We start from the raw sequence: 10,681 nt of genomic DNA, 5'->3' as shown, positions 1-10,681 counted from the left end.
TAATATCAAAATCGATTTCACCACGTCGTTTTCTCATTTGAATCAAACGATTAGATAAATCTTGTGCTAAATCTAACATAGGCGTAATTTCTTTATATTGTTCGCGAATGTTAGGATCCTTTTCAGTAATAATCTGATTTACCGCATCATACGTCATTCGATAATCAGAATGTATAACACTATCAAAAATTTCATGTTTAACAACGCGACCACTAGCATCGATTTCCATGCGACAGCTTAACGTTAAACGATCAACATGAGGATTTAATGAACAAATACCATTGCTTAATCGATGTGGAATCATCGGAATCACACGGTCAACAAGATATACACTTGTCGCTCTATCATAAGCTTCTTTATCTAAAGCTGAATCTTCAGTTACATAATAACTGACATCAGCAATACTTACAGTCAACTGCGTATTACCGTTCGCTAACTTTTTAACACTAATTGCGTCATCTAAGTCTTTAGCATCAGCACCATCAATTGTGATTGTCAATTCATCACGTAAATCATGACGGCCTTTAATTTCAGTATTTTCAATATGATCAGGTACTGCTTCAGCTTCTTGTAACACTTCATCAGGAAATTCAATTTCTATGCCATGTTGATAGATAATAGATAAAATATCTACGCCAGGATCATTTTTATGTCCTAAAATAGCAGAAATATGTCCTTCTGGATTATCTGAACCATCAGCATATTTAGTAATTTGAACAAGTACCTTATGCCCATCTACTGCACCTAAACTTTGTCCTTTAGGAATGAAAATATCTTGCATAATACGTTTATCATCTGGAATAACAAATCCGAAATGTCTAGCTTCACTATACGTACCAACAACTTGAGTTACTGAATGCTTCTCAATCGACTTAACTTCCCCTTCAATTTTACCTTTATGTTCACCTTTAGATTGATGTATTTCTACAATTACAGTATCTCCATCTAAGGCACGATTAATTTTTGTTGGGGGAATAAATATATCTTCCATATCCTCATCTTCAGGTCTTAAGAATGCAAAGCCTTTTTTATTTTGACTTAACGTTCCCTTTATCAATTTTGAATGACCTTTTGAACTATGCTTTTTTTGATATCTGTCTGTTTTTGTACGTTCAATTAATCCTGATTGTTCTAATTCTACGAGCACCTTAATTAAATCTCTAAATGAGTCGGCACTACTTAAACCTAATGCATCTTGAAAATCTGACACTGACATAGGTTCATATTCAGGTTGATTAATAATCTCTTCTATTGATTGCTTTAAATTCATTATGCCCCTCCTTTCTAATGTTAAAATCTCTTTTTATTCTGACCAGTCTAATGACTCTAAAAATTGATAAATATCTTCAAATACTTGTTCTTTTTCTTTATCAATCGTAATAACATGTCCTGATTGACTATACCACTTGATGTCTTTGTCATCAGAATCTACATGGTCATATATATAATTTGCGGATTGTGGATCAATCATATTGTCGTTTTCTACTTGAATCACTAAAATTGGGTCAAATACCTCATCAACTTGATCTTTAATCGTATCTAATGCTTCACTTAGTTCTTTTAAAGTTTCAGTTGGTTTAAAATGATCCATTTCATTATCAATAGTCTCTTGATTTTTACCTTCATACTTTTTAAAATTACGTGCATACTCTAAAAAGCCTTCATAAATGGCACCTTCAGTTTTGCCACCCATTGGTGCACACATCGTTACAATACCCTTTACATCTCTATTTAAGCTTAATTTTAAAGCAAAATCCCCACCTAATGATAGACCAGCAACAACAATTTCATCATAACCTTGTTCAACAAGATAATCATAACCATCTAACGCATCTTTAAACCAAACGAAAGGACTAGATTTCAGTATTTCCTCTGGTGGTGCCGCGTGACCTTCATATTGTGGTGCATACGAAGTATATCCCTTTTTTTGTAAAAATCGACCTAATTGACGTACATCAGACGAATTGCCTGTAAATCCATGTAATAATAACACGGCACGTTTGCCTTCTTCAAAAAAGAAAGGTTTTGGTAATTTTATCTGCATAAATCTAACGCTCCCTTTGCATACTTAACTAGGCTATATATTTTACATAGCTTATTGTTAAACTATTACATTCTTAATTATAAATAAAAAAGCCCGACATTTACATCGCCGGACCTTACATACCAAGATAACTTATGCAAATCATAAGTACAAAAAATAATATTGATAAAATAATTGTTAATCTATTTAAGAATAAATCGACGCCACGTTGTTTTTGTTTACCGAATAACTGCTCAGCACCACCACTGATGGCACCTGAAAGTCCACTGCTTTTACCTTCTTGGAGTAGTACAACAGTTATTAATGCAATACAATCAATGATTAATAATACGATTAAAAATGTATGCATAAATTGTCCTCCGTTCCTTATATACGACAAGTAGTATATCATATTTTTATTGTTAAAATCAATTTTCTAGCGATTAAATGTACTTTTACGTTTGATAGAAACAACAAGCATATAAATCGCTAATGCAACCGAACCTATAATAACGATTAAAATTGGCAATGTTAAGTACGCACCGTGTGCAGCTTTTATTGCTTGAATTGTGATTGATAAATTAATCAACGTAAACAAACTATTTGATACATAAACTGCAAACATAAACCACCACACATAAGTATGTCGATTCCAAAAAGTGATGAAGCCTGCTAGATAAGCCAAAATATACATAATACCAGTGAATCTAAAGCTGTTTAAAATGTAATCAATCGCTTTATCTGAAGTGTTTTGATTCGTTAAATTAAGTAATGCTTTGGCAGTCGCATTATCCAACGAAACAAAGTAATGAATAATCAATAATATTGAGAATACGATTGATGCAGTTGCAATAAAGCGTCCTGTTTTAATTTCTTTATTCGTTCTATCAGCCATTTGTTTACTCCTCATATATTTAAATACGTTCTATAAAACCTTTATTTAATTTTACCTTTTAATAAAAGTGAATACCCTGTCATACAATATTCATTTCAACATAAATTTATTATACCAGTTTAAGAATACAAGTTAAATATGTGTTATTAGTTACCTCATGATTATTAGTCTGTTATGAATAATACTTCAAAATAAAAAACCTACCACAGTCTCAACTCTGTGGCAGGTTATAAATACAAGCGTGAACTTTTTAAGCGTGAACTCAAAAACTTTATTCAATTTATACCGACATAATAATCCTCAACTAAAATTATGGCAGTACTTAATGTTTAAAATGATTATTTATCTAAGTTATAGAATGATTTGATACCGTCATATTTAGCAGTTTCAAATAATTCATCTTCGATACGTAATAATTGATTGTATTTAGCAATACGGTCAGTACGTGATAATGAACCAGTTTTAATTTGACCAGCGTTTGTAGCAACAGCAATATCAGCAATTGTTGTATCTTCTGTTTCACCTGAACGGTGAGAAACTACTGCTGTGTAACCAGCTTTTTGAGCCATTTCGATTGCATCAAATGTTTCAGTTAATGTACCGATTTGGTTAACTTTAATTAAGATTGAGTTACCAATTCCGTTTTCAATACCTTTTGCTAAAATTTCAGTGTTTGTTACGAATAAATCGTCACCTACTAATTGTACACGGTCACCGATACGTTCTGTAAGTTGTTTCCAACCATCCCAGTCGTTTTCGTCCATACCGTCTTCAATTGTAATGATAGGATATTTGTCTACTAATTGTTCTAAGTAGTCAACTTGTTCTGCAGCTGTACGTTTTGCACCGTGTTCGCCTTCGAACTTACTGTAGTCATATACACCATTTTCATAGAATTCTGATGATGCACAGTCAAATCCTAAGAATACTTCTTCACCTGGTTTGTAACCAGCTGCTTCGATTGCTTGGATAATTGTTTCAACAGCATCTTCAGTACCTTCAAATTTAGGAGCGAAACCACCTTCGTCACCTACTGCAGTTTCTAAACCACGTTTGCTTAAAATTGATTTTAAGTTGTGGAAAATTTCAGTACCCCAACGTAATGATTCTTTGAACGTTGTAGCACCTACAGGTAAAATCATGAATTCTTGGAATGCAATTGGAGCATCTGAGTGAGAACCACCATTAACGATGTTCATCATTGGTACTGGTAACTGCTTACCATTAAATCCACCTAAATATTTGTAAAGTGGTTGACCTAATAAGTCAGCTGCTGCACGTGCTACTGCGATAGATACACCTAAAATAGCATTTGCACCTAATTTACCTTTGTTTGGAGTACCGTCTAATGCGATCATCATTTTATCAATAGATACTTGATCTAATACTGAAAATTCACCTTCAATAATTTCTGGTGCGATGATTTCATTAACGTTTTCAACTGCTTTAGTAACACCTTTACCTAAATAACGTGATTTGTCTCCATCACGTAATTCAACAGCTTCGTGTTCACCAGTTGAAGCACCTGATGGTACTAATGCACGACCAAATGCGCCACTTTCAGTTAATACTTCTACTTCAACAGTTGGGTTACCACGAGAGTCTAAGACTTCGCGAGCGTAAACATCTGTAATAATTGGCATGTTTATAATCTCCTTTAAATAGTTATTCTATAATTATTATAGCTTTATTCTTTCATTTAACAAAATGATATTACTATTATTTTCAAAAAATAAGTGTCATTAAGCGTTTACTTAACATCTTTTACAATATTAGTGTTTAATTAAAGATTCACCTGTCATGTCTTCAGGTTGTTCTACATTTAATAAATCTAATAATGTAGGTGCTAAGTCACCTAAGCGACCAGTTTCTCGAAGTGTAACGCCTTCTTTTGTTACAATCACTGGTACTGGGTTCGTTGTATGCGTAGTCATTGGTTGATCATCATCCGTCAATACTTGATCAGAGTTACCATGGTCAGCAGTAATAATTGCATAACCGTCCATGTCTAAAATCTTATCAACGACTTCACCTAAACATTCATCAACCGCTTCGATTGCTTTGATTGTCGGCTCAAGCATACCACTATGTCCAACCATATCAGGGTTAGCAAAGTTTAAAATAATTAAGTCCAAGTCACCTTTATTTAACTCTTCTAATAATGCATCTTTAACTTCATAAGCACTCATTTCTGGTTTCAAGTCATACGTTGCAACTTTAGGTGAATCAATTAAACGACGGCGTTCACCTTTAAATTCCTCGTTACGTCCACCACTCATAAAGTAAGTAACGTGAGGATATTTTTCAGTTTCTGCAATACGTAATTGTGTTAAATTGTTATTTTGTGCAATTTCACCAATTGTATTATTTAAATCAACTTTTTCGAAAACGATAGCCGCATCGATATTGTCGTTATACTTAGTGAATGTTGCATAGAATAAGTCTTTAACTTGTTCAACTTTAAAGCCTTCGAATGCTCTGTTCGCAAAAATTTCCGATAATTGTGCTGCTCTATCAGGTCGGAAATTATAGAAGATCACTGCATCTCCATCATTAACACCGTCATTTTGATTCTCAACGATGAATGGTACTACGAATTCGTCAGTTAAGCCCTCATTATAGCTTGCTTCTACACCTTCTTTGGCAGTTGCATAAGTTGGGGCATCAAAATTACGAATAGCATTGTAAGCTTTTTCTTCACGTTCCCAACGTTTGTCACGGTCCATTGCATAATAACGACCAGACACAGATGCAAATTGACCAATGCCTAATTCATTGAATTTAGCTTCAGTCTCTTCGATGTATTTCAAAGCGGATTTTTGATCTACGTCACGACCATCTAAAAATGCGTGTACGTAAACTTTTTCAACACCTTGTTTTTTAGCAAGTTCTAACAAAGCAAATAAATGTTTGTAATGACTGTGCACACCACCGTCAGACAATAAACCAAAGATGTGTAACGCTGAATCATGTGAATTCACGTGTGCAATTGCATTATTTAAAACATCATTTTCAAAGAAATCACCGTCTTCAATTGATTTATTGATTCGAGTTAAACTTTGATAAACGATACGTCCTGCACCGATATTCATATGACCAACTTCTGAGTTACCCATTTGTCCTTCAGGTAGTCCAACATCTAAGCCACTCGCTTCGATTTGAGTCGTTGGATATTTGTTGTAATAACGATCAAAATTAGGCTTGTTTGCTAATTTTACCGCATTACCATGTTCGCTTTCGCGGTTCGCAAAACCATCTAAAATAATTAACGCAGTTGGTTTCTTAGCCATGATTATTTTGCACCTTCTAACAATTGTACGAAATCTTCAACTTTAAGTGATGCGCCACCTACTAATGCCCCATCAATATCAGTTTGTGCCATGTATTCTTTAATGTTGTTAGGTTTAACACTACCACCATATTGAATACGAGTTGCTTCTGATACTTCTTTGCTTGATAAGTCAGCAATAGTTTGACGTACAAATGCACACATTTCATTTGCATCTTCAGATGTTGATGATTTACCAGTTCCGATTGCCCAGATTGGCTCATAAGCAATTACAACTGATTTAAGTTGATCTTCAGATAAACCTGCAACAGCTTTCTTAACTTGCTCACCTACAACATCGTTAGCTTTACCACTTTCACGCTCTTCGTCTGTTTCACCAACACAAATAATTGGAGTCATTCCATGTTTGAAAATAGCGTGCGCTTTTTTGTTAATTTCTTCATCTGTTTCGTGGAATAATTCACGACGTTCAGAATGACCGATAACAACGTATTTAACGCCTAAATCTGCTAATGCAACTGGAGACGTTTCACCTGTGAACGCACCATTATCTTCGAAATACGTATTTTGAGCACCGATTTCTAAACCTTGTGCTTTTCCTTCTTTAACTGCAGTAGTTAATGCATCTAATTGAATTGCTGGTGCACAAATTACTGATTCTACTTCTTTTGAATCTGGTAATGTTGGTAATGCATTGACGAAGTCTTTTGCTTCTTGTACTGTTTTGTTCATTTTCCAGTTACCAGCTATAATTGGTGTTCTCATTAAAGACACTCCTTGTTTTGTAAATATTTTTGAAAAGTGATGAAACACGATGTCATCTTGTGACTGTTTTCCCGTAACAATGTTAAACAAACATGCCACATCACTTTAAACTATCACTTTATTATTTATTATTGATTGCTTTGATACCAGGCAATTCTTTACCTTCTAGGTACTCTAATGACGCGCCGCCACCAGTTGAAATATGAGTGAAGTCATTTTCAAAACCTAAAGAGATTGCTGCTGCAGCTGAATCACCGCCACCGATAATCGTAATTGCATCTTTAAGGTTTGCAATTGCTTTACATACACCAATTGTACCTTGTGCAAAGTTACTGAACTCGAATACACCCATAGGTCCATTCCATACAACAGTGTGCGCACCTTCTAATTCATCTGCAAATAATTTTACAGTGTTTGGTCCAATATCCATACCTTCTTGGTCTGCTGGAATTGAATCAGATGGTACTACAGTGATTTTGGCATCATTAGAAAATTCTTTAGCAACTTTAGTGTCTACTGGTAATACAATTTTATCACCATGTTTTTCTAATAAATCTTTTGCGAAGTCGATTTTATCTTCTTCTAATAATGAAATACCAATTTCTTTACCTTGCGCTTTTAAGAAAGTATAAGCCATACCTCCGCCGATGATAATTTTATCAGCTATGTTAACTAAGTTTTTGATGACATTAATTTTGTCAGATACTTTTGCTCCACCTAAAATAGCAACAACTGGTTTATGTGGATCGTTAACTACGCCACCAATAAACTTAATTTCTTTATCCATTAAGAATCCAGCTGCAGTTTCTAAATGTGTAGAAATACCAACATTAGATGCATGCTCACGATGCGCAGTACCAAAAGCATCATTTACAAACACATCACCTAAAGATGCCCAGTATTTACCTAATTCTGGATCATTTTTAGATTCTTTTTTACCGTCTAAATCTTCATAACGTGTATTTTCAACTAATAATACGTCGCCTTCTTTAAGGTCTTTAATAGCAGCTTCAAGTTTTTCGCCGCGTGTTTCTGGTACGAAAACAACTTCTTTATCTAATTTCTTAGATAAGTCTTCAGCAACTGGACGTAAAGTTAATTTTGCTTTATCACTTTCTTCTTTCACTTTACCTAAATGTGAAAATAGTACGATTTTACCACCTTGTTCGATGATGTATTGAATTGTAGGTAAAGCTTGAACGATACGGTTGTCATTAGTAATTTCACCGTCTTTTAAAGGTACGTTAAAATCAGCACGTACTAGGACTGTTTTACCTTTAAGATCTAAATCAGAAACAATTTTTTTAGCCATGGTGTTTCCTCCTTGTAATTAGGAAATTTTATATAAAAATAAGCGGAGAAGCGTTTGTGCTCCCCGCTTACTCATAAGCTTTAATTAATGCTAAATAGTTCTGAGCACTAGCGTATTTGAATAAAAACTATACTAAAATTATTTAGAAAGTTCAGCTAAGTATGCTAATGTACGAACTAATTGTGCAGTATATGACATTTCGTTATCATACCAAGCTGCAACTTTAACTAATTGACGGTCGCCAACTGACATTACACGAGTTTGTGTAGCGTCGAATAATGAACCGTAAGTCATACCTACAACGTCTGAAGAAACGATTTCGTCTTCAGTGTAACCGAATGATTCGTTTGAAGCATTTTTCATAGCTTCGTTAACTTGTTCAACTGTTACGTCTTGTTTTTCTAATACTACTGTTAATTCAGTTAATGAACCTGTAGCTACAGGAACACGTTGTGCACCACCATCTAATTTACCATCGATTTCAGGAATAACTTTACCGATAGCTTTAGCAGCACCTGTTGAGTTAGGGATGATGTTTTCTGCCGCTGCACGAGCACGACGTTTGTCACCTTTTCTGTGAGGTGCGTCTTGTGTATTTTGATCACCTGTGTAAGCGTGAATTGTAGTCATTAAACCTTCAACTAAACCAAAGTCATCGTTTAAAACTTTAGCAACTGGTGCTAATGAGTTTGTAGTACATGAAGCACCTGAAACAACTGTTTCAGAACCGTCTAACTCTTGGTGGTTAGTGTTGAATACGATTGTTTTTAAGTCACCAGTAGCTGGTGCTGAGATTAATACTTTTTTAGCGCCTGCTTCAATATGAGCTTGTGCTTTATCTTTATCAGTGTAGAAACCAGTACATTCTAACACTACATCGATATTTAAGTCTTTCCAAGGTAATTTGCTTGCATCTGGTTCACTGAATGATTTAACTTCTTTACCATTTACGCGGAAACCACCATCAACTACCTCTACTTCACCTGTGAAACGACCTTGCATAGTGTCATATTTTAATAAATGCGCTAACATGTCGTCATCTGTTAAGTCGTTTACTGCTACAACTTCAAGACCTTCTACTTCTTGAATTCTTCTGAATGCTAAACGACCAATTCTACCAAAACCATTAATTGCTACTTTTACTGCCATTATAATGGCCTCCTTTAAAATGATATTTAAAAAGTATTAAACTTTTTATCTCTTATTCAAGTATTATCTTTGCTGCGGCTTCATCAGTGATTAACACTGTATTCTTGGGTGCAATCGTCAAGTATGCTTTAATTGCTTCACCTTTCGATTTGCCTCCTGCAACTGCAAAAATAAAGTCTTTTGATTCAAGGTCTTCTAATTGAAGTCCAATTGTTTTAACCTTATGGACAATTTGACCTTGTGTATCAAAATAATAACCAAATGCCTCTCCGACAGCTTGATGATGTTGAAGTTGTTCAATGACCTTTTCAGGTGATTGACGTCGATGCGCCATCTTCAGCGCATCACCAATGCCGTGTAATATAACGTTTGCTTGTTTAATTTTGTCTAAAGTGTTTATGACTGATGGCTCTAACAACAATGTGTTATATGTTGTTTCACTGACATTATCAGGTACATACATCGTCGTATAATAACCGCCAGCTTGTTGTGCCATACTGGCTGCAATTGTGTTTGCCTGAAAGACAACATTTTCGCCTAGTCCACCTCTGGCTGGTACGAAGAATACATTATATGGTAATAAATGAATTGCTTCACTAACACATGCCATCGTGGATCCGCCAGTTACAGCAACTATCGCGTCTTCTTGTAATATGCCTTCAAGTAATTGACCTGCTTGTCTACCTAATTCTGTTTTAACAGATTGACTATTATCAGCATCACCAGGAACAACATGAACTTCCTTAATTTGAAATTTATTCTTAATACCTTCTGACAGACGATTATCATCTGCATAGATATCAAAGTAACCTTTCAATTGCGAAATCAGTTGCTCACCTTCAGCTGTAATTTCCATTCCGGTAGGCTTAACTTTTATCAAATCTTGTTTCTTAAGCATATCTGTTTCAGAACGCAGTACACGTTCAGTCATATCCATATGTTCGCTTAAACTTCGACGTCCGACAGGCTGATTTTTTGAGATAGTAGTAAGAATAGAAAAACGTTTATACATTTTATCTATGAGATCCGGTATAAGCTTTTGCTGTGCTTGCAATAAGTCTTTCACTACTACCTCCTCCTTATATTTATAAATGTAAATAAGGATATGTCACAACCAGTGGTTGCCTTTTTAAGTCCCGCGTGGGACAAAAATTAACCTCTTTACACTTGCAATAGTACTATTCTATTTCAAAAATTGCAAGCATAAAACTTAAATTTTCTAAATAATTTGATAAAGCGCTTGCAATA

General features: G+C 34.7%; 10 protein-coding genes. All 10 read right to left on the bottom strand.

The genetic code is table 11. The annotated features are described in order from the left end of the window. The coding region (locus tag IDG60_RS17330; protein WP_206160985.1) for a ribonuclease R family protein at positions 1 to 1,270 on the bottom strand (1,270 nt) is incomplete at its 3' end. Positions 1,271 to 1,303: 33 nt separating this feature from the next. Continuing rightward, on the bottom strand, positions 1,304 to 2,044 hold the full coding sequence (locus IDG60_RS17325; protein ID WP_001165959.1) for an alpha/beta hydrolase: 741 nt from the start codon (positions 2,042 to 2,044) through the stop codon (positions 1,304 to 1,306). A 115-nt stretch (positions 2,045 to 2,159) separates the two neighbouring features. Then, positions 2,160 to 2,393, bottom strand: coding sequence for a preprotein translocase subunit SecG (gene secG, locus IDG60_RS17320; protein WP_000556760.1), 234 nt, complete (start codon positions 2,391 to 2,393; stop codon positions 2,160 to 2,162). Positions 2,394 to 2,459: 66 nt separating this feature from the next. Next, a complete protein-coding gene (locus tag IDG60_RS17315; RefSeq protein ID WP_000785252.1) occupies positions 2,460 to 2,918 on the bottom strand; it encodes a hypothetical protein in 459 nt (152 codons plus the stop codon). A gap of 338 nt (positions 2,919 to 3,256) precedes the next feature. Further along, positions 3,257 to 4,561, bottom strand: coding sequence for a surface-displayed alpha-enolase (gene eno / locus IDG60_RS17310; protein WP_001121760.1), 1,305 nt, complete (start codon positions 4,559 to 4,561; stop codon positions 3,257 to 3,259). 129 nt (positions 4,562 to 4,690) lie between these two features. Then, complete coding sequence (gpmI, locus tag IDG60_RS17305; RefSeq protein ID WP_001085505.1) at positions 4,691 to 6,208, bottom strand: 2,3-bisphosphoglycerate-independent phosphoglycerate mutase; 1,518 nt, start codon at positions 6,206 to 6,208, stop codon at positions 4,691 to 4,693. 2 nt (positions 6,209 to 6,210) lie between these two features. Further along, the gene (gene tpiA, locus IDG60_RS17300) at positions 6,211 to 6,972 is read right to left on the bottom strand and encodes a triose-phosphate isomerase (RefSeq protein WP_001260089.1); all 762 of its coding nucleotides are present in this window, start codon (positions 6,970 to 6,972) and stop codon (positions 6,211 to 6,213) included. A gap of 121 nt (positions 6,973 to 7,093) precedes the next feature. Further along, entirely contained in the window at positions 7,094 to 8,284 is a 1,191-nt protein-coding gene (locus IDG60_RS17295) for a phosphoglycerate kinase (RefSeq protein WP_001074749.1), read from the bottom strand. A 138-nt stretch (positions 8,285 to 8,422) separates the two neighbouring features. Further along, positions 8,423 to 9,433: a type I glyceraldehyde-3-phosphate dehydrogenase gene (gene gap / locus IDG60_RS17290; protein ID WP_000279414.1), complete on the bottom strand. Its 1,011-nt coding sequence runs from the start codon at positions 9,431 to 9,433 to the stop codon at positions 8,423 to 8,425. 52 nt (positions 9,434 to 9,485) lie between these two features. Then, a complete protein-coding gene (locus IDG60_RS17285) occupies positions 9,486 to 10,499 on the bottom strand; it encodes a sugar-binding transcriptional regulator (RefSeq protein ID WP_000654030.1) in 1,014 nt (337 codons plus the stop codon). Positions 10,500 to 10,681: the final 182 nt, after the last annotated feature.

This window comes from Staphylococcus sp. EG-SA-2 (assembly GCF_017152085.1).
The sequence above is the reverse complement of the archived record's forward strand: the minus strand, read 5'-3'. Positions and strand labels throughout refer to the sequence as shown.